Raw genomic sequence first — 19,800 nt, 5'->3', positions numbered from 1 at the left:
AGTAAAGGCTAGCGCAAGAATTACTATATAGATAGTTAACCATTCTTACGTGTAGGCTTAAAATAGAGCATTAATAATTGCAGATAATTATTAATCTAACTGACATATTCACTACATTCCAGTACTTCTTCTCCTATTTCCAGCATTACGCTCTGTTGTATAGAATTTAGTAGAACAATTAACCGTTTCTCTCCTTTATAACTCATTAATTGCCCTTCTAAACCCGCAAATGGGCCATTACTGATCTTCACATTTTCCCCTAACTCTAGTTTTTGGGCACAAATCGAAGGTTCACCACGAAGTAGTACTTTGATCGTTTCTATTTCCTCATCAGGAACAACATCTTTCTTACCGTTTGTAGATAAAAACCTCAGAAAACCAGAAACTTCATACACATCATGAAATTCGCTAATTTTTAGTTTTGTAAAGACATATCCAGGAAATAAAGGAGTTTGAATTTTTTTCTTTCGATCACAACGCTGAACAATTTTAGTACGGAGAGGAAGAAAGACCTCCAAATTCTTTTTTAACAGTCGATCTCTTACATTTTTTTCAGCATTAGGCATGGTATATAAAACATACCATCTTTTGTTGATATACATGAATATTAAATTTAGGTTGATAAAAGCAAGGGTACGGCTTCGCCAAGGTACGTAACAGTATTTTAGATCAATGATGGTTATAAAAGGCACTAGAAATAACCTCTATCTCAGCATATTTTACTTGCCAATACTGCACTCCTATAGAGTAAATCAAGGACGTGTAATATAATATTAATATCAAAAACTAACTATTAAAATATAATTATTACATAAAATATTAATATAATTACGCATCTAAAGTAGAAAACTAAAATCAAATTAACAAGTCTTAAATATTTTAAATAAAATATTCATTTGTTAAAAAATTGTTATCAGGCCTATTCGCAGTTCTTTTTCCAAAACCCTCAAAATGGCTATAAATCCCTATACTCTTAGTATATAAGGGGATAGGGCAAGATAGCTGAGACAATATTATTATATCAAAGACCGGCAGTTCATCGGCTTTTTTGCATACTCATGTCGGATATTTTATAGCATTTGGCGGGGATTTACAAGCATGCATTGCTAGGTCAGTATTAAACTTGCATTTATATTTTTTCATTCACAAATCCTTAAATAATGCAATCACAAGCTGTGACCGGTCAGGATTGTTACCCCTGGCATAAACAATACCCAAAAGAAATCCCCAGTTCAATTAACCCTCATCGTTATGAATCTCTGGTAGAACTACTCCATACTAGTGTTAGAAAATTTGGTACTCTCCCCGCTTATCATTGTATGGGAACTACCATTACTTATGATAAACTCAATCAGCTGTCGTCTAATTTTGCCAGCTACTTACAAAATGACTTAGATTTAAAACCAGGAACACCTATAGCAATACAACTTCCGAATATTCTTCAGTACCCAATAGCACTATTTGGGGCTCTTAGGGCAGGGATGATTATAGTCAATACCAATCCTCTTTATACACCCAGAGAAATCAAACACCAACTGGTTGATTCCGGCGCCAAGGTAATTGTGATACTGGCCAATTTTGCGCATAAATTAGAGGAAATCACTGATGAAACTGCTGTAGATCATGTAGTAATCACTGAAATGGGTGATCAGTTAGGCAGAATAAAAAAAATACTTGTGAATGGGGTGGTAAAGCATGTAAAAAAAATGATCCCCTCCTATCATCTTCCTGGCGCTACCAAGTTCAACCAAGCTTTGAGCAGTGGCAAGAAGCAAGTTTTTAAAAAGGTATATCCCAGAGGCTGGAATACAGCCTTTCTTCAGTATACAGGTGGAACCACTGGAGTATCAAAGGGAGCTGTGCTTACGCATACCAATATTGTAGCCAACATAGAACAGTTTTATGCCTGGCTTCTATCTACCAAAATAAAACAGGGAGAAGAGACTATGATTACAGCCCTTCCTCTCTATCACATTTTAGCACTAGTAGCTAATTGCTTTCTAATGATGAAGATAGGAGCCAAAAACGTGCTTATTCCTAATCCCAGAGATATGCAAGGCTTCGTAAAGGAGCTTAGTAAGCACAAATTCTCTCTCTTCTCTGGTGTAAATACATTGTATAATGGCCTCATGAATGAATCTGGTTTTGAACAGTTAGATTTTTCCAACCTTAAACTCTGTGGGGCAGGTGGTATGGCAGTACAAGCCAATACAGCAAAAAAATGGAAAAAGATGACGGGATGCCCTATTTCTGAGGGTTATGGACTCACTGAAACGTCTCCTATACTCACCTTTAATATTGTTGGCCAGGGTAAAGAACGCATTGGAAGTATCGGCCTCCCTATTCCCAACACCAAGCTTATCATAGTTAACGAGAATGAGGATGAACTACCTGAAGATGTTCCAGGAGAAATATTCGCCAAAGGACCACAAGTGATGAAAGAATATCACAACAATCCTACTGAAACGGAAAAAGTGTTTACTAAGGATGGATGGCTCAAAACTGGAGACATTGGTGTAAAAGATAAGGACGGATTTTTCAGAATTGTAGACCGAAAGAAAGAGATGATTCTGGTTTCTGGCTTTAACGTCTACCCTAATGAGATAGAAGAAGTAATATCTTCACATGAAAAAGTAAGAGAAGTGGCTGCAATAGGTATTCCTGATGCCAAATCAGATGAGGCGGTGAAAATATTTGTGGTCAAAAATGATCCTACACTTTCAGAGGAAGAGTTAATCACTTATTGCAAAACTAAACTTACTGCTTATAAAGTGCCTAAGCAGGTAGAGTTCAGAGATGAGCTACCAAAATCTAATGTAGGCAAAATCTTACGAAAGGCACTTAGAGAACAAGAGAGGGTGTAAAGTCCCTCGCGTGCTCCATTAGTTGGTGTTTCAGGAGGGAGATATAAAGGTAATATGAATAATAGCCTTTATATGCCCTCAATAAATTCAATAGGATTTAAATAAAACATTTTTTTCCACCCTTGCCGATCATTGTCTATTTTCCAAACGTAAGGCAACAGCGTAAGAATAGAATAATGCAAGTGAGGGGGCTTTCCGGCTGCATTACCACTTGTTCCTACAGTACCGATACCATCTGTTTTGTCTACTATTGAAAAAGGAGAAATATCAATATCCTTAAGGTGAGCATAGTAATGTAGTCGCCACTTAGGACCTAAGACTAGAATCACTTTCCCTCCTATTGCCATTTTTCCTGCATACAGTACAAGGCCAGTTGTAGCAGATTTTATAACTGCACCTTCCTTAGCAAATATGTCCACCCCTTTATGTGTCACAGACCGCCCCCATGGGTAGTACCAAAACGATTCTGAATTATAATCAGACTTGCCAGCCCCCACCACGGGCATAGATAAATCTTGAGGAATCAATAATCCAATCATCAAAATAATCAGAATGATTATTCCTATTTTACTTCTCTTCTTCAAAGGATTGATAATTTACCTATTGGAGATTTAGAGAGCTCTTCTAGCTTAGCATCAATATCATTAATCTTCCCGGTCCAATATTCGACAGCTTTCTGAATATTCACATGTCTCTTTTTCCTTGTTCCGGTTTGTAAATATGAAGGAACTTTACACAAATACTCTTTATTAGCATGCCAGTCTTTTTGCTTCTCCCTGTCATTCGTTGGCTCCTCTCTATGCTGCCAAAACCGTCTCTGGTCTATATACAGATTTTTCATTCGCTTAAGGTAAGTAACCAAAGCTTCATAATCTCTGGGGATATATCCTGGGCCAGTGCAGCCACAAGAGTGAAACGTTATTCCTGAGATATAAAGATTGCGAACATACTCCCAAGATTTCAAATCATTTTTTTTAGGAGATTCAAAGTCCAATCCCATATCCGCCATCATACTTCCACATTCAGGACATTTGGCCTTTACATCCTCTCTATTTTTATTAACTCCCCTTTCAACATCTCTCATCAACCTTCTTTTAAAAGTTTTTCTACAATTAAAACAGGCATAGTGAGGCTTATATGTTACCATTCCGTATCTACACATAACTATTATATTTCACCAGAAAATGATTACTGCCCTTAATATTTACAATTTTCTTCTCTTGTACGCCTGCTAGCTACAAGAGGTTACGCTTTTAAACGCTTCAATATAAGCAGGGGTACCGAATACCAGAAATAATGTGAGAACAGCTTAAACAGTTATAAGAAAACACGTAGAACATAATTCTTTCATGACTACTTACTCATTTTTACTTGCCTGATTAAGCTATGGCATTTATTTATTGCTTCAATCAACCAACCTAACCCATAGGACATAAAATAAACCTAAAATAGGATAAAAAATAATATTTAATGAATTTAAAGACATATTTAAAACCAATAAAACCTATTTCAACTATTGAAATTCATTTTATAGGTTAAAATTACATTATATAAAATATCTATTGATTATATCATTTTTATTGACTTAATTAAAAGTTAAATATTTGTATTATCCGTGATTTTCCTAGAAACATATTCAGAAAAAAAGCTACTTAAATCGCTTGTAAAGGGGAAAGAGTGTGCTTTTAAGACACTTTTCAATCATTATCACAAGCGAATTTTTGGACTTGCACGATATATGGGCATGTCAGTAGATGATGCCGAGTGCATAGTACAGGAAGTATTTATTTCTATCTGGGAAGGGCGTAAGAAAATATTAGTCAATAAACCTTTTGCACCGTATATTTTCACTATAACCAAAAGAATTATATTAAAAAAAATCAAACGAGGCACACTCGAAACCAATTATATCAACAACCTTAGAAATCAATCCCCAGCTTTTCAACATAACACAGAAGAGTACATCATTTTCAAAGACTTACTCTCACATGCAAACTCTTGCATAGACAACCTCTCTACCAGTCAGAAGCAAGTTTTTATGCTTAGCAAAAACGAAGGCCTTTCTAACAAAGAAATAGCCAAAGAGCTCAATATCTCCATCCGGACAGTAGAAAATCAGCTGTACCGAGCCACCAAAGAAATCAAGCAAGCCATCAACGAGCAAAAATAATTTTCCATTGTCGTGAGTAAATAAGTGGAGCTAAGGTAATAGCTATTTATACACGCTTATTACACATGACTATTATCACCAAACAACAATTAAGGGAATTTTTGGATGGAGCCTGCGACGCCGAGGAGGAATCTATGATCAGGCGCTACCTGGAAACCCCCGAAGGGATGCTTGCTCTTAACAAATTGATGGATGAAGCCTGGTTAACAGAGGAAGAGTCTCTGCCAGATGAAAGCAAGACATTCTCAAGCATACTGAGTAAAACCACGCGTTCACCTCAACGCAAGGTTCAGAGTTCTCTATTTTACAAAATAGCAGCTCTTTTCATAATTTTAGCAATCCCTACTTACCTACTACTACAGCAACCACCCCAGCCCCCTACCCAGCCTCAGGTAGACGTACTGGTAAAGAAAAATGAGCGAGGTCAAAAATCAGTAATCCACCTCAGCGATGGCTCTAAAGTATACCTCAACTCCGAAAGCTCTATTAAATACAATCGTTATTTTACTGATTCATCTCGAATTATAGAGCTAGATGGAGAAGCGTATTTTGAAGTAGCCAAGGATAAAAAAAGACCTTTTATTGTTTACTCTCAAGGGTATGAGACTACTGCTCTTGGCACTGAGTTTAATGTTAACAGCCGGGCTAGCCACTACAAAATTTCCTTAGCTGAAGGGCGTATAATGGTAAATGCTCAACATAAGAAAAGTAACAGTATAAATCTTGCTCCAGGGGAAGCCGTAAAGATTGATACTGAAGGCCATATTTTAAAAAAAGAAACAGGCAATGCCCAGGATTTTCTATGGATATCAGGCATTCTGGACTTTCATAATGCCTCCATACAGGAGATCATCACCTCACTAGAAAGGTGGTATGATGTAAAAATAACCCTTATATCAAAGCCCAAAACCTCAAAAAGATATACCGGAAGATTCGATAATGCCAGTCTTGAGCATGTGCTTACCAGCATGTCATTCGCTCTAGACTTCAAATACCAAATCCATGATAAAAAAATAAACCTAACATTTTAACCTAAAACTAGTATGAGAAAAACCACAACCTACTCCTTAAAACTAACCCTCTTAGCTGTATTGGCCATCATGCAGCTACAGATAGCCATGGCTAAGCCAGGCTATCAGGCCAAGAGCGTTAAAGATGTTTTTATTGACCTAAGCCTGAAAAATGCTTCACTAACAGAAACCTTTGCCAGAGTAGAATCCAAAACAAATTTTAAGTTTCATTACAGCGAATCTAATATTAAAACAGCTAATCGATTTTCTAAAAACTACAAGAAAACCTCGGTTGCGGAAATATTAACAGATATCGCTAAAGAGTCAAGCCTAAAATTCAAACAGGTCAATAATGTCATCAGTGTAAATAGAGTAATCAGGGACATTGCTAAAACAGAACCAATAGAAATAGAAATGGCCGGCGATCCTGTAACCATTACCGTAGTTGATGAAAATGGCAATCCGCTCATTGGTGTAAACGTATCCATAAAAGGCACCTCACAAGGAGGAACCACTGGCGTAGATGGTTCTGTAACTATCAACGCCACTAACGGAGCTAAACTTATGATTAGCTACGTTGGCTATGTTACCCAAGAGATCGCTTACAACGGCAAGACATCCATTAAAGTAAGTATGCAACCTGATGTAGCCACTTTGAACGACATCGTAATTGTGGGATCAAGGAACTCCCCTAGATCATCAACAGATACCCCACTACCGATAGACATGCTAGCGGCGGATGAACTTACCTCTACCGGACAGCCTACTTTTGATAAAGCCTTACAGTACAGAGTACCTTCTTTCAACACAGTACAAACACCTGTCAATGATGCCACATCTCTATTAGATCCTTACGAAATCAGAAACATGGGACCTAGCCGTACGCTTATTCTTATCAATGGAAAAAGGAAAAACCTTAGTGCTTTGCTCTACACCCAAACCTCCCCTGGTAGAGGAGAAACCGGAGCTGACATCTCTGGTATACCTACCGATGCCATTAAAAGAGTAGAGATTTTAAGAGATGGTGCCTCTGCACAGTACGGTTCTGACGCTATTGCTGGTGTAATGAATATTGTTTTAAAAGACGATAATAGTGCTGGAAGAGCGACTTTAAGAACAGGAATCACCTCAGAAGGAGATGGAGAGATGATTGGCTTTGCCGTAAACAATGGCAGCAAACTAGGAGAGAATGGTTTCATCAACTACACCATTGACTTATCTAAAGTAAACCTAGCCAACAGACCTGGAACTGTAGACCCTGTAGGTGATGCCGCTGATTTTGATGCCGACATAGAAGAGGTAGAACGGTTCTTAGCCCTAATGCCTGACGCTGGTAATATAAACGGCTCACCAGAAACCACTGCCGCTAAGTTTTTAGTAAATGGTGGTGCTGAACTATCAGAACAAACAGACTTGTATTTCAATGCTGCTTACGTATACAAAAAAGTAAACAGCTTTGCTAACTACAGAACGCCTTACTGGAGAACATTAGATGACTACCCTTACCTTTCTACCTTTTTTCCAAATGGACCTAATGGAGAGTATGTAGGTTACAGACCTACTTTTGATGGTAACTTAAATGACTACAATGCCACCTTAGGTTTCAAAACCAATAAAAATGAATGGATGGCTGACTTAAGTATTACCACAGGTGGAAACAAACAAACCTACAATGTAAGTAACACTCATAATGGCAACTCTGTGCTTTCTGACCCCATTTATTATGGAGATTTAAACAATAACGGACAGGTAGATGCTGATGAGATCGTTCCCGGAGTAGAGCTTTACCGTGAAAATAGTCGACTATCTTTTGACCCGGGCGGCACCATGTTCTCACATATTGTAGGTAACATAGATATTTCCAAACCTCTTACAGACCACCTGGGATTAGCCTTTGGCTCTGAGTTTAGAACCGAAACTTTCACTGTATTAGAAGGTGAATTAGCCTCTTATGATGGTGGTGGCTCTGACTCTTTTGCAGGTAACACTCCAGAAAACTCAGGGAAATTTAACCGATACAACTTTGGTGGTTATGTAGATTTAGCTTGGGACATCACCCCTGACTTTCTCATTAATGGTACTGCTCGTATTGAGAATTATAGTGATTTTGGTGATGCTTTTGTTTGGAAAGTAAGCTCAAGATATAAATTCCTTGATGATAAAATCACTTTGAGAGGATCGATCTCCACCGGTTTCAGAGCTCCAACCCTCCACCAGATTTATACTCAAAAAGCACAATACAGCTTCGTTCCAGGACAAGGAATTCAAGTAGGCGGTTTGATCAACAACGTATCTCCACAGGCTCGTTTACTTGGTGTACCAGAGTTAGACGCTGAAAAATCAGATAACTTCACCATTGGTCTTGGAGTTAAACCAACCTCCAACTTTGATATCACAGTGGACTACTACAGCATAGCGATGAAAGACCGAATTATATTAAGTACAGAAATAGGTCCTACAGCAGACGGAGACACCCCTCTTGATCAAATATTACAAGAAAACAATCTTTCTGACGTGAGTTTCTTTGTAAATGCTTTAGATACCAGAACATCTGGTATAGACGTGGTAGCCAACTACAAAAACCTTTCTTTAGGCTCTGGAAGCCTTAGCTTCAGCTTATCGGGTAACTATACCATAGAAAATGAAAGAGATGGCGCCGTGAACAACCCGTTATTAGTTGAAGGTGCTAATCAATCAGTGGTAAATGAAACACAAGAGGCTCTTTTCTTCACTTCCAGACCTAAAACTAAATGGATTTTAGGCATAAACTACGACTTGAACAAGTTCGGATTTGGTATCTACAACACTTATTTTGGAAAAACAACGTTCCATCAACAAGGTTTACCTGATGGACTAGACACTGAGTTTGATCCTAAAATAGTAACGGATATTTCTATTAACTACAATGCCACTGAAAAGTTATCTGTAGCCTTTAATGTAAATAACGTATTGAACATTCTGCCTGAATGGCACTTTGTGGCCGGCAGCACTGAAATAGATGCTGATGATCCTTCATTAAGAACAGAGAGAAACTTGATCACTTTTAACCAAAGATACTCTCAAATGACTTATGATGGCTCTCACTTCAGCCAGTTAGGAACCATGTTTAACCTGGCTATTTCTTATAAATTTTAAAATCTATCCCTAAACCTAACCTACCGGAGGTGTCTCGCAAGAGGCACCTCTCATATAGAGATTACGTTTTCAAAATTTTCAATATGCTTTAAGTAAGGTAAACCTTTTCAACTAATAAGCTAAGTGTAAATCAAACTTTTCCCCTTTACTAGTTTCATTTTTATCAATGATTACTACACCTTGCTCATACAAGTCTATTGAAAAATTAACATCTTCATCATTTCTAATTATTTGCCAAGCCTCTTTCATACCCTCACTCCAATAAATATCATCAAAAACAAATAAAGCTTTATTTCCAATGGAGGAAGATTTTAACTTCCTGAAATATTCTAAAGTAGGTTCTTTTTTATGATTGCCATCAATGAATAATATATCAAATTTTTCACCATTTGATATTAGCTGAGGAAACGTATGATCATAAAGCCCCTGTAATATTTCAAATCTTGAAGGTGAAACTATCTCAGAAAATCGCTTAGATGAAATCTCGCACAACTTTGGTAACCCCTCCATACTAATAAACTTACCATTTCCTGGCTTCATAGCTTCAAGTATATAACTCCCGGAAACACCCAGATTTGTTCCTATTTCCAGTACATTAGCGTTATCTACACTCTTTACTAAATAGTACAAAAATTGACACCATTTTTTAGTTGACACTGCCTTCATGCAAATATTTTGTACCAATTCTTTTTTATCAAGGGAGAATACCTCATAAGTTACCTCAGTTGGATCATCAAGCAATTTTTTTCTATAATTCTCCACACTCTCAAATGCTGCAAGATCTTCCTTTGTATGAGTATTTGACTTAGTTAATTGAAAAGCCTTAAGCAAGCTCATCAACATGTCATTCTTAAAATATAAAATTTTATCAATTTCAGATTTTTGCTTAATCCTTCTTTTGAAAATTAACTTATGCTTATAAATTCTTCGCTTTATCATTATATATGCTGAAAAGTTTAAATGCCATTTTATTCTTCAAACAAACATAAAAAACTATTTCCGCATATCCTTACCCTTCATATTCGGATCATATATTTTGCCATCTTTAGCAAAATCCCACACATCAGACACTTCCCTTAACTGCGGCAACTGCTCCTCCCCTTTATTTATTTTTTGGTTTACCCTCTTTCTTAGCCTTCTATTTGCCATTTTTTTACTTTCCTTCTCAGATTTAGCCGTTGTGATTCCTCTGATTTTATTCTTTCTTCTAGACTTACTCATAACTTCATATATTATTCCTTTCAAACTACATGCTTACAACAGCTTATATGGCTCATATCTATAATATTTAGGCTTCTGATCAATTCTTACGTGCAGCCATGATACACCCAGCCCAGCAGTACTTAGCCATAGCGGTTGATCATTCATTAATCGGCTATAAGCATCACCTACCTGTTTCCAAAAACTGTCTATTTCATAACTATCAGCTGTTTCTAAAAACGCTGCCAAATGAGCATAATTAGCTTTATGGTTTATTTTATTTGGCACTACCAAATGGGCATCTCCTCGTAGATTCGGAAATGAAAGAGTGAGAGAAACAGTATCAAAATACTCTTGAAAAGGCACTGAATCCATTTTTATATTTACAAGGCCATTGGCCTGAACCAAAGCAAATTCAAACACATCATCCAGCAAAATGGTAGAGCAAGGCTTTACCTCCCAAAAATACGCCTCAAATCCTGTGTTATTTAAGGTACTGGTTAACTCCCCTCTGAAGTCAGAAGAATTCATCAAAAAATCAATCACCTCTCTAAAAGTGAGTCTTTTACAATCACTTTCTACAGTATAAGTTACCGCACCCTTTAAATTTGTTGGATGATTTTTAAACCTGATTACTGACATTAGAAAACTCAATTTACACTATCAATCCGCAATCTCAACTTCTTATTTACCTTCTTCATATAGTTTTTTTCACAGATTCCTTTCGGGTCACCAAAAGAGGAATAGCAACACCTAATGCTAATGAAAGCAAAATAAAAGTAGCATTCAACCCATTACTGATAGTTTCTGAAAGCACTTTCTCATAGTTTTCGTCAGGAATTATAGATAGCTTTATCAGGCCTAGCATCATCCTATAAGCAAAAACACCGGGAACCATAGGTATAACTGAGGGTATAGCAAAAACCATTGGCGGTGCATGCTTATCGTGCGCTGCGAACACGCCCATATAGCCTGCAAGCGTAGCTCCACCCAAGCTGGAGACTATGACATTCACTCCAAACCACAAAAGTAAAGTTTTCAAAAGCCCTGCCAGAGCTCCCATTATAAAAATATACCTTAGCGTCCGTCTAGGCACGTTAAATAGAATAGCAAACCCAATAGCTGCAGCTCCAAACCATAAGCCTTTCTCAAAAAAAAGTATCCAATTCATAACACTAATAGTTGACAAATTTGCATAGCCAGCATTAACCCCATAGCAATAGCAAATGCGATAATTAAACCATGTACACTTTTCACTATTCCATTCATAATATTACCATGAATCAAATCTGAAAACGAGTTTATAAAAGGTACCCCAGGTATAAGATACAGCACACAGGCATTGAGCGCCTGATCATGAACATCCACCCTAAACTTAATGCATATACTAGCGATGAGAGAAGATGTGAAAGCTGCAAAAAATATACACAAATAAGCATTAAAATCTCGCTTCAGTGATTCTTGCCGAACAAACAGCCCTATAAAAGTAGCTCCAAATGCCACCAACATATCAATATAATTTCCTCCAAAGAGCCTGCAAAAAGAGGCCCCTGCCAAGCTTACCACGCACAACACTAGCAACCTCGGGTAGTGAGGTAACGCCACTAAGCGATCTATCTCATTATTAACATCCTTTATAGACCAGTTTTTTTCCACCACCCACCAACTCATCCGACTGATACCAGATACCAATCTAAAATTCACCCCATGAGGTAACGTCCGTTTTAATCCGCTATGAAAATGGGTTAGCTTATCATCTCCGATGGTGATCATCAATGCCCTATTGGTAATAAGCAGATCGACAGTACAACCAAAGGCCCCGGCAATACGCTCAACCGTTTTTCTGATACGTTGAATATTGGCCCCTGCACTCATTAAATAAGCTCCTATACGTAAGAGTGTTTGGCCAAGCTCTTTTAGCTCCGTTTCTGTATGATTTTCAGCCATAATTTTTTGTTTAAAATAGTAGGCTCTGAGTCTATAACCGTTGGCTAAAATTATCTAATTTTTTATTCTTTCAGTTAGGAAAAACTATAAATAACTGAACTTATTAAGGGATAAATATTGATACTGCCTGACCCCGCTTAAACTAGCTTTTTTGATGTTTTACCATGGAGATATACAAGGAATAATACCAGTCAAAACCATATAGAATTACAGGCCTTCTTAAGCACTAAAACACCTCAAAATACTCCCAAAAGCCATTTATTTACTCAAGTCAACTTAGCAAAAATTAAAAAACTCAAATGACTTAGACTCAATTATCTACACCTCCTGATTACTTAGTATTTATTCTAAATACTAAATTCCTTTGAACCCTATTCTATTTACTCATAACTATTTACTTTTGTAGTCCGCCCCATTACTACGGGCATCTATTTAGTAACCACTAGCTTCCTTTTTGCATGTACATAGTTTTTGATACCGAGACCACCGGTTTACCTCATAGTTATAGCGCACCCATTACTGATCTGGAAAACTGGCCCAGACTAGTGCAATTGGCCTGGCAGCTACACGATGAAAAGGGTAAGCTACTTTCTAACCATAACTACATAGTAAAACCAGAAGGTTTTACCATTCCTTATAACTCTGAAAAGGTTCACGGTATTTCTACCAAAAGAGCATTAGAAGAGGGACATGACCTTAAAAAGGTTCTTGATATCTTCTCTGAAGATCTGGATAAAGCCACTATAGTTGTAGGTCATAACATTGAGTTTGACAACAAAATTGTAGGTACAGAATACGTACGTACCAGCAACCAGCCTAAAGGTGAAGAACTTCAGGAAAAAGAGAAAATAGATACTTCTGAGGTATCTAAAGAATATTGTAACCTGCGTGGTGGTATTGGCGGTAAGCTAAAATCACCCAAACTGATTGAACTCCATGAGAAACTCTTCGGCGTAGGATTTGGCGACGCTCACGATGCGGCTTATGACGTAGATGCTACGGCAAAATGTTTCTTTGGCCTTATCACTGAGAAAGTAGTACCTACCATCAACGATCTGCCAGTAGAGGAAGTGGTGTACGAAGCTCCTAAGCTGGATGAAGCCAACTTTGCCAAAACAGAGAAAAAATCCACTGTTACTTATGGTGGCGATAAGGCTGCAGCCCAGAAGATAGACCATCCTTTTGTACACCTACATGTACATACCCAGTTCTCAGTATTACAGGCTGTACCAGACATTAAGGGCCTAATAGCTAAAGCTAAGGAATACAACATGCCAGCAGTAGCCCTCACTGACTTGGGTAATATGTTTGGTGGTTTTAAATTCGTAAGAGAAGCCATTGCTAACGACATCAAGCCTATCATAGGTTGTGAGTTTTTTGTAGCAGAAGAAAGAACCAAGCTAAAATTCACGAAAGACAACCCTGACAAAAGATTTAATCAGGTACTAATAGCTAAAAACAAGGCAGGTTACCATAACCTGGCTAAGCTGAGTTCCATGGCCTACATGGAAGGTCTATACGGTATTTATCCGAGGGTGGATAAAGAACTGATAAAGCAATACTCTGGAGATGTAATCGCTCTTACCGGAGGCCTTCAATGTGAAATACCCTCACTTATTCTAAACGTAGGTGAGCACCAGGCCGAAGAAGCCTTCTTGTGGTATCTGGAGGTCTTTAAAGATGATTTTTACATAGAATTATTAAGACACGGCAACCGTGCTGGCCAGGGACTGGAAGAAGAAAACCGTGTAAACGAAGTTCTGCTCGACTTTGCAAGAAAATACCATGTAAAAGTAATAGCAGCGAATGATGTCTACTACATCAACCAAAAAGATTCGGAAGCACATGATGTATTGCTATGTGTAAAAGAAGGTGAAATGAAATCAACGCCAATAGGTCGTGGCCGTGGCTTTAGATTTGGTTTCCCTAACGATCAATTCTATTTCAAGTCTCAGGAAGAAATGAAGGTTATATTCAGTGACCTTCCTGAAGCCATAGAGAACCTGACTGAGCTAATTGATAAAATAGAAGTCTATAAGCTAGATAGAGATGTGCTACTCCCTGCCTTCAACATCCCTGAAGAGTTTAAACACCCAGATGATGAAAAAGATGGTGGCAAAAGAGGTGAAAATGCCTTTTTGAGACACCTCACCTATGAAGGTGCTAATAAACGCTATCCTGAAATTACAGATAAAATCCGGGAGCGACTAGACTTTGAACTTCAGACCATTGAAAACACAGGATACCCTGGCTACTTCCTTATCGTACAGGATTTCACCAGTAAAGCACGGGAAATAGGCGTTTCAGTAGGTCCGGGAAGGGGTTCTGCGGCAGGTTCGGCCGTAGCCTATTGTATAGGAATTACCAATGTAGACCCCATAGCTTATGACTTACTTTTTGAGAGATTCCTAAACCCAGACAGGGTGTCACTGCCCGATATTGATATTGACTTTGATGATGAAGGTCGGGAAAGAGTTATACAATATGTAATTGACAAATATGGCCGTAATCAGGTAGCCCAGATTATCACCTATGGTACCATGGCGGCTAAGTCATCTATTAGAGATGCTGCCCGGGTTATGGAGCTTTCTTTAGCGGAAGCCAATGACCTGGCTAAGCTTATTCCTGAGAAACCAGGTACTTCGCTAGACAAAGCCTTTAAAGAAGTAAAGGAGCTGGAACAAATGAGACATGGCTCTGACCTGAAAGCAAAGGTACTCAACCAGGCTAAAATTCTGGAAGGCTCAGTAAGAAGTACCGGCACACACGCATGTGGAGTAATCATCACTCCTGATGATATTACTAAGTTCATTCCGGTTTCTACCGCGAAAGACTCTCCTATGCTTATCACCCAGTTTGATAACAGCGTGGTAGAGAACGCAGGTATGCTTAAGATGGACTTCTTGGGGCTAAAAACCCTCACCATCATAAAATCAGCCATTGCTAATGTCAAAAAGCGGCATGGCATTGAGATCGACATTGATCATATCTCATTAGAAGATGAGAAAACTTACGAACTTTATCAAAGAGGAGAAACCAATGGTACGTTCCAGTTTGAATCTCCTGGCATGCAGAAGCACCTTCGCGCACTTAAGCCCGATAAGTTTGAAGACCTGATTGCCATGAACGCCCTCTATAGACCAGGACCTATGGAATACATTCCTAACTTCATTGCCAGAAAGCATGGTGAAGAAGAAATTACTTATGACATAGAGGATATGTCTGAGTACTTGGCTGAGACATATGGTATTACTGTATATCAAGAGCAAGTTATGCTTCTAAGCCAGAAGCTGGCTGGTTTCTCTAAAGGTGATGCGGACGTTCTGCGTAAGGCGATGGGTAAGAAAATATTTGCCTTACTAGAAAAACTCAAGCCTAAGTTTGTAGATGGAGGTAAGGAAAGAGGCCATGACCCTAAAGTACTTGAAAAAGTATGGAAAGACTGGGAAGCATTTGCAGCTTACGCCTTTAACAAATCACACTCCACCTGCTACTCACTGGTAGCCTATCAAACGGCATACCTTAAAGCCCACTACCCTGCCGAGTATATGGCAGCAGTGCTTACGCACAACCAAAGTAACATCGAAAAAGTTACTTTCTTCATGGAAGAGTGTCGTAACCAAGGCATCAAAGTACTTGGTCCGCACGTTAATGAATCAGCTGTAAATTTTGCCGTAAACGAAGAAGGTGAAATTCGTTTTGGGCTGGGCGCTATTAAAGGAAGTGGTGAAGCAGCTGTAGAGGCTATAATAGAAGAAAGAGAAGCCAATGGCCCTTTCAAAGATATATTTGACTTTGCAGAAAGGATCAACCTAAGAACCGTAAACAAAAAAACCTTTGAATGTCTGGCTATGTCTGGAGCATTTGATTGTTTCGAAGAGTTTCATAGAAGGCAATATCTACAGGCTCCCGAAGGAGAGCAAACGCTTATAGAAAAGGTAATCAAGTACGCCAACAAAATGCAGATGGAAGCTGAGAGCTCTCAGGCCAGCCTGTTTGGTGGAGATTCCGGCATAGAAACCCCTAAGCCTAAAATACCAGCTATGGAGCCTTTCGGCGAAATAGAAAAACTAAACATCGAAAAAGATGTAGTAGGCCTTTATATCTCCGGTCACCCGCTAGATGATTTTTCTTTTGAAATAGAAAATTTCTGCAACACAGAACTCAATCAGCTCAACGACCTGACACAACTTACCGGAAAGGAAGTAAGAATTGCAGGCATTGTTTCTTCTTTTGCTCATAGAACTACAAAAGGAGGAAAACCTTTCGGCACTTTAACCATGGAAGATTATAACGGCAACTTCACTTTCTTCCTGTTTGGCGATGATTACATCAAGTTCAAAGAGTACCTGATGCAGGGTTGGTTCCTCTACATACAGGGCAGCGCTACAGAAAGAAGATGGGGAGATAAAAGCCTGGAGTTCAAAATCAGAACCATTGAACTACTTAATGATATCCGTGATAAAAGGACCAAAGGCGTAGTAGTAAATGTTAATGTGGAAGAGCTCAATGAAAAGATTATTTTACAGCTAGAAGGTATCTGCGAGCAGTTTAGAGGAGAATGCACCTTCCATGTTAACTTGCTTGATACTCAGGAAAATATAGCCGTAGAACTGATGTCTAGAAAGTACAAAGTGAACCCAAGTAATGAAATGATCAAAGAGATCAAGAAAATTCCTGAACTAAAATGCCGTGTAATGGTATAATAAGATGGCTATGTCTTTTGCTGTAATAATATCAAAAGACATAGCCACCCTAGTAATCAACCTTTCAACCTAATGCCTATTACTTAAATGAAAGAAGAGTACCTACAATCAGTCCAGTCTTTAGATGACATCATCAACACGATGTACAATACCATTTCCGGACCAGCAGGCAAGAAAATAGACTGGGAGCTTTTCAAACTCCTTTTTCATAAAGAAGCCAAACTCATACCTTCTGGCAAAAATAATGATGGGGCCATAAGCTGCAGATACCTGAGTCCTTTAGAGTACATTACCTCCGCAGGCCAATGGCTGGAAGAGAATAGCTTCTATGAAAAAGAAATCAGTCGGATTACAGAAACCTTTGGCACCCTTACTCATGTTTTCAGCACCTATGAATCTAGAAAAGAAGTAGATGATACAACCCCTTTCATGAGAGGGATTAACAGCCTACAGCTACTTTATGACCAAAGCAGATGGTGGATTTTAAACATCTATTGGACTAATGAATCTGATCAAAACCCTTTACCTTCCAAGTACTTATAGCCCTTCTCATTATTACCCCATTGAGTAAATCAAAGCCTTTTACTTACTCTTGGTAAACCATTTCTTCAAGTCATCTAACTTATAACTAATAACATCCCCTTTGTTTTTAGACATTACAAATGCAATAGGCCTCAAGTACCTGTAATGATGACATATCACCTTAAACATGCCTGCAAAAGGCACACTCATAAACATGCCTGGAATGCCCCAAATCATCCCTCCTGCTATTATAATTAATATGGTAAAAAGTGGATTAATAGCCACCCTTCCTCCTGTAATACTTGGAGTAAGTATGTTGTTTTCCAAAAATTGAATAATAACAAAGAGAATTATTACCCCTATAGCATTTTTAGGCTCTGAGGAAACCAGCGTATAAAGCAAAGGTATGGCCGCTCCAATCAACGTACCGAAGTAAGGAATGAAATTCATCAGAGCACTAAGAATCCCAAACATAATAGCATACTCTACACCCACTATCATTAACCCAAAAGAATTAACAAAGCACAAGATCAAAACCACAATAAAAACACCGCTGATGTAGCTCTTGGTTATTAAAGAGACCTCCCCCAGAATAACCTCCACGTTTTGCTTTTGACTTCTCCCTGCGATCATATAAACAAACCTGGCAAAACGCTCTCTATAATAAAGCATAAAGAAAATAAACACAGGCTGAAGTCCCATTTTCACAATAGTGCCGGTGGTAGCATTAAAAACGGTAGCCATTATATTATCACTATTGTTAAGCAAGTCCGAGACCTTCTCTCTAAGCCACCACTGCTTATTATGGTCCACAGGCCCCACCACATCATCTATCTGTAACTGTAGGTGATCAATATTATCCAGAGCGTGTTTTTTTAACTCAGGGAAATCATCTATAAACACAGTCATCTGCTGATAAAGCAAAAACATACCTCCTCCAAAAATAGCGATTGCAGAGATTATAGAAATAAGAATAGCTGCAACACGTGGCAGCCTCCATTTCTCTAAAAGGTTGGTTATAGGATACAGCAAAAAAGAAAACAATAGGGCCAAACAAACTGGATACAAAAAATCTCGCCCCACTATAAGCATGACAATGATCAGACTCAATAGAAAGAGAACCAAAGTTAACCTGATAACAAAAGGATATTTTTTTCTCATATGATCTCAACACTCCAAATCTGGTTCTGTTATGAATTATCACTTTAACCTATCAGCTCATCGATAATAATTATGAACTGCAAACTGTTCTCAAAAACAAAAACCTTTATATTTGTGTTGATTCGATAGACGAAAAAAGATTTTTAATACTTAAAATATAAAGTAATGAGCAAAGCAATAGAAATCACTGATTCAAACTTTGAAGAAATCATAGGCGGTGATAAACCAGTATTGGTTGACTTCTGGGCAGAGTGGTGCGGTCCTTGTAAAATGATTGGACCTGTGGTAGAAGAGCTAGCAGGAGATTACGAAGGAAAAGCGGTTATAGGAAAAGTAAATGTAGATGAGAATCCTAACATCTCTGCTAAGTTTGGAATCAGAAGTATACCTACACTTTTAGTATTTAAAGGTGGTGAAATCGTAGACAAACAAGTAGGTGCAGTTCCTAAAGGTGTACTTGCTCAGAAAATTGATGCTCAAGTAGCATAATCAAAGCATTTATGATATTTAAAAGAGAGGCGAAATTGTAATTTCGCCTCTCTTTTTATTTTATCCCTTTTAGCTTCAGCGCCTTCTCCAATATTTCAGCATGATCAAAGCCTAGCTGCGGCAAATCATTTAACGGCCACCACTGCGCTTTTTCAGCATCATCTGAGCCTACGGCTTTCTGCTCACCTTGATTAATTTCAGCCACATAAGCTACGGTCACCATTCTACCTCTGGGGTCTCTTCCCGGCTTACCATAAGCTCCTACCTGCATGAGATCTCCTGCACTAACCGTAATTTGCGTTTCCTCTTCTAACTCCCTGGCCGCTGCCACAGCAAGATCCTCATCATCCTCTACAAAGCCACCAGGCAAAACCCACTGACCTTTAAAAGGTTCGTTTTTTCTTCTTACCAGTAATATTTCTCTGCTTTCTGCATCAGGTTGATTAAAAATAACAGCGTCTACCGTTAGTAATATATCTTGTTCAATGGCCATTTTTCTACTATTTTAGTTCTCTTCTGTAACAATGAACAATGCTAACTTAAAAATTCTTAAAAAATAAAATATAAGATAAAAAGAAGCACCAGTAATATAGCCA

General features: G+C 38.3%; 17 protein-coding genes. 7 read left to right on the top strand and 10 right to left on the bottom strand.

Annotated features, from left to right (window positions below):
* Positions 1-95 precede the first annotated feature (95 nt).
* Positions 96-602, bottom strand: coding sequence for a UpxY family transcription antiterminator (locus JL102_RS15320; RefSeq protein WP_202245305.1), 507 nt, complete (start codon positions 600-602; stop codon positions 96-98).
* 558 nt (positions 603-1,160) lie between these two features.
* Here JL102_RS15320 and JL102_RS15315 point away from each other — a divergent pair.
* Positions 1,161-2,864 (top strand): AMP-binding protein, encoded by a 1,704-nt coding sequence (locus JL102_RS15315; RefSeq protein WP_202245304.1) that lies wholly within the window; start codon positions 1,161-1,163, stop codon positions 2,862-2,864.
* 68 nt (positions 2,865-2,932) lie between these two features.
* Here JL102_RS15315 and JL102_RS15310 read toward each other — a convergent pair whose 3' ends face one another.
* Both JL102_RS15310 and JL102_RS15305 read right to left on the bottom strand, forming a co-directional pair.
* Complete coding sequence (locus JL102_RS15310; RefSeq protein WP_237390612.1) at positions 2,933-3,448, bottom strand: M23 family metallopeptidase; 516 nt, start codon at positions 3,446-3,448, stop codon at positions 2,933-2,935.
* Positions 3,445-3,948, bottom strand: coding sequence for a hypothetical protein (locus JL102_RS15305; RefSeq protein ID WP_202245303.1), 504 nt, complete (start codon positions 3,946-3,948; stop codon positions 3,445-3,447). The genes JL102_RS15310 and JL102_RS15305 overlap by 4 nt, the downstream gene beginning before the upstream one ends.
* Before the next feature lie 531 nt (positions 3,949-4,479).
* Between JL102_RS15305 and JL102_RS15300 the strand changes: the two genes are divergently transcribed.
* The 3 genes from JL102_RS15300 to JL102_RS15290 all read left to right on the top strand — a co-directional run bounded on the left by JL102_RS15300 (position 4,480) and on the right by JL102_RS15290 (position 9,179).
* Entirely contained in the window at positions 4,480-5,034 is a 555-nt protein-coding gene (locus JL102_RS15300) for an RNA polymerase sigma factor (protein ID WP_202245302.1), read from the top strand.
* 65 nt (positions 5,035-5,099) lie between these two features.
* On the top strand, positions 5,100-6,065 hold the full coding sequence (locus tag JL102_RS15295) for a FecR family protein (protein WP_202245301.1): 966 nt from the start codon (positions 5,100-5,102) through the stop codon (positions 6,063-6,065).
* 12 nt (positions 6,066-6,077) lie between these two features.
* Positions 6,078-9,179, top strand: a complete 3,102-nt coding sequence (locus JL102_RS15290; RefSeq protein ID WP_237390611.1) for a TonB-dependent receptor — start codon at positions 6,078-6,080, stop codon at positions 9,177-9,179.
* Between the two features lie 111 nt (positions 9,180-9,290).
* Here JL102_RS15290 and JL102_RS15285 read toward each other — a convergent pair whose 3' ends face one another.
* From JL102_RS15285 to JL102_RS15265, 5 genes are read right to left on the bottom strand one after another with little or no spacing between them, the layout of a single operon-like run.
* The gene (locus JL102_RS15285) at positions 9,291-10,118 is read right to left on the bottom strand and encodes an O-methyltransferase (RefSeq protein WP_202245300.1); all 828 of its coding nucleotides are present in this window, start codon (positions 10,116-10,118) and stop codon (positions 9,291-9,293) included.
* A 54-nt stretch (positions 10,119-10,172) separates the two neighbouring features.
* Positions 10,173-10,400: a hypothetical protein gene (locus JL102_RS15280; protein ID WP_202245299.1), complete on the bottom strand. Its 228-nt coding sequence runs from the start codon at positions 10,398-10,400 to the stop codon at positions 10,173-10,175.
* A 33-nt stretch (positions 10,401-10,433) separates the two neighbouring features.
* Positions 10,434-11,021: a DUF6940 family protein gene (locus tag JL102_RS15275; protein WP_202245298.1), complete on the bottom strand. Its 588-nt coding sequence runs from the start codon at positions 11,019-11,021 to the stop codon at positions 10,434-10,436.
* A 55-nt stretch (positions 11,022-11,076) separates the two neighbouring features.
* Entirely contained in the window at positions 11,077-11,550 is a 474-nt protein-coding gene (locus JL102_RS15270; RefSeq protein ID WP_202245297.1) for a threonine/serine exporter family protein, read from the bottom strand.
* The gene (locus JL102_RS15265; protein WP_202245296.1) at positions 11,547-12,326 is read right to left on the bottom strand and encodes a threonine/serine exporter family protein; all 780 of its coding nucleotides are present in this window, start codon (positions 12,324-12,326) and stop codon (positions 11,547-11,549) included. The genes JL102_RS15270 and JL102_RS15265 overlap by 4 nt, the downstream gene beginning before the upstream one ends.
* Before the next feature lie 458 nt (positions 12,327-12,784).
* Between JL102_RS15265 and dnaE the strand changes: the two genes are divergently transcribed.
* Positions 12,785-17,032 (top strand): DNA polymerase III subunit alpha, encoded by a 4,248-nt coding sequence (gene dnaE / locus JL102_RS15260; protein WP_202245295.1) that lies wholly within the window; start codon positions 12,785-12,787, stop codon positions 17,030-17,032.
* An 87-nt stretch (positions 17,033-17,119) separates the two neighbouring features.
* Entirely contained in the window at positions 17,120-17,575 is a 456-nt protein-coding gene (locus JL102_RS15255) for a hypothetical protein (RefSeq protein ID WP_202245294.1), read from the top strand.
* Positions 17,576-17,614: 39 nt separating this feature from the next.
* On the opposite strand, the gene JL102_RS15250 is transcribed toward JL102_RS15255, so the two are convergent.
* Positions 17,615-18,715 (bottom strand): AI-2E family transporter, encoded by a 1,101-nt coding sequence (locus JL102_RS15250; protein ID WP_202245293.1) that lies wholly within the window; start codon positions 18,713-18,715, stop codon positions 17,615-17,617.
* 165 nt (positions 18,716-18,880) lie between these two features.
* Between JL102_RS15250 and trxA the strand changes: the two genes are divergently transcribed.
* Positions 18,881-19,204: a thioredoxin gene (gene trxA, locus JL102_RS15245; RefSeq protein ID WP_202245292.1), complete on the top strand. Its 324-nt coding sequence runs from the start codon at positions 18,881-18,883 to the stop codon at positions 19,202-19,204.
* A gap of 55 nt (positions 19,205-19,259) precedes the next feature.
* On the opposite strand, the gene JL102_RS15240 is transcribed toward trxA, so the two are convergent.
* The gene (locus JL102_RS15240; protein WP_202245291.1) at positions 19,260-19,697 is read right to left on the bottom strand and encodes an NUDIX domain-containing protein; all 438 of its coding nucleotides are present in this window, start codon (positions 19,695-19,697) and stop codon (positions 19,260-19,262) included.
* Positions 19,698-19,800 lie beyond the last annotated feature (103 nt).

It is taken from the genome of Fulvivirga sediminis (assembly GCF_016757215.1).
Lineage (GTDB): Bacteria > Bacteroidota > Bacteroidia > Cytophagales > Cyclobacteriaceae > Fulvivirga > Fulvivirga sediminis.
This window is presented reverse-complemented; position numbering and strand designations above follow the sequence as displayed.

Excerpts from the sequence above, each read along its gene's own strand:
- JL102_RS15320 (WP_202245305.1), bottom strand. The coding sequence starts at position 602 with ATGTATATCAACAAAAGATGGTATGTTTTATATACCATGCCTAATGCT.
- JL102_RS15315 (WP_202245304.1), top strand. The coding sequence starts at position 1,161 with ATGCAATCACAAGCTGTGACCGGTCAGGATTGTTACCCCTGGCATAAA.
- JL102_RS15305 (WP_202245303.1), bottom strand. The coding sequence starts at position 3,948 with ATGAGAGATGTTGAAAGGGGAGTTAATAAAAATAGAGAGGATGTAAAG.
- JL102_RS15295 (WP_202245301.1), top strand. The coding sequence starts at position 5,100 with ATGACTATTATCACCAAACAACAATTAAGGGAATTTTTGGATGGAGCC.
- JL102_RS15290 (WP_237390611.1), top strand. The coding sequence starts at position 6,078 with ATGAGAAAAACCACAACCTACTCCTTAAAACTAACCCTCTTAGCTGTA.
- JL102_RS15285 (WP_202245300.1), bottom strand. The coding sequence starts at position 10,118 with ATGATAAAGCGAAGAATTTATAAGCATAAGTTAATTTTCAAAAGAAGG.
- JL102_RS15280 (WP_202245299.1), bottom strand. The coding sequence starts at position 10,400 with ATGAGTAAGTCTAGAAGAAAGAATAAAATCAGAGGAATCACAACGGCT.
- JL102_RS15275 (WP_202245298.1), bottom strand. The coding sequence starts at position 11,021 with ATGTCAGTAATCAGGTTTAAAAATCATCCAACAAATTTAAAGGGTGCG.
- JL102_RS15270 (WP_202245297.1), bottom strand. The coding sequence starts at position 11,550 with ATGAATTGGATACTTTTTTTTGAGAAAGGCTTATGGTTTGGAGCTGCA.
- JL102_RS15265 (WP_202245296.1), bottom strand. The coding sequence starts at position 12,326 with ATGGCTGAAAATCATACAGAAACGGAGCTAAAAGAGCTTGGCCAAACA.
- dnaE (WP_202245295.1), top strand. The coding sequence starts at position 12,785 with ATGTACATAGTTTTTGATACCGAGACCACCGGTTTACCTCATAGTTAT.
- JL102_RS15255 (WP_202245294.1), top strand. The coding sequence starts at position 17,120 with ATGAAAGAAGAGTACCTACAATCAGTCCAGTCTTTAGATGACATCATC.
- JL102_RS15250 (WP_202245293.1), bottom strand. The coding sequence starts at position 18,715 with ATGAGAAAAAAATATCCTTTTGTTATCAGGTTAACTTTGGTTCTCTTT.
- trxA (WP_202245292.1), top strand. The coding sequence starts at position 18,881 with ATGAGCAAAGCAATAGAAATCACTGATTCAAACTTTGAAGAAATCATA.
- JL102_RS15240 (WP_202245291.1), bottom strand. The coding sequence starts at position 19,697 with ATGGCCATTGAACAAGATATATTACTAACGGTAGACGCTGTTATTTTT.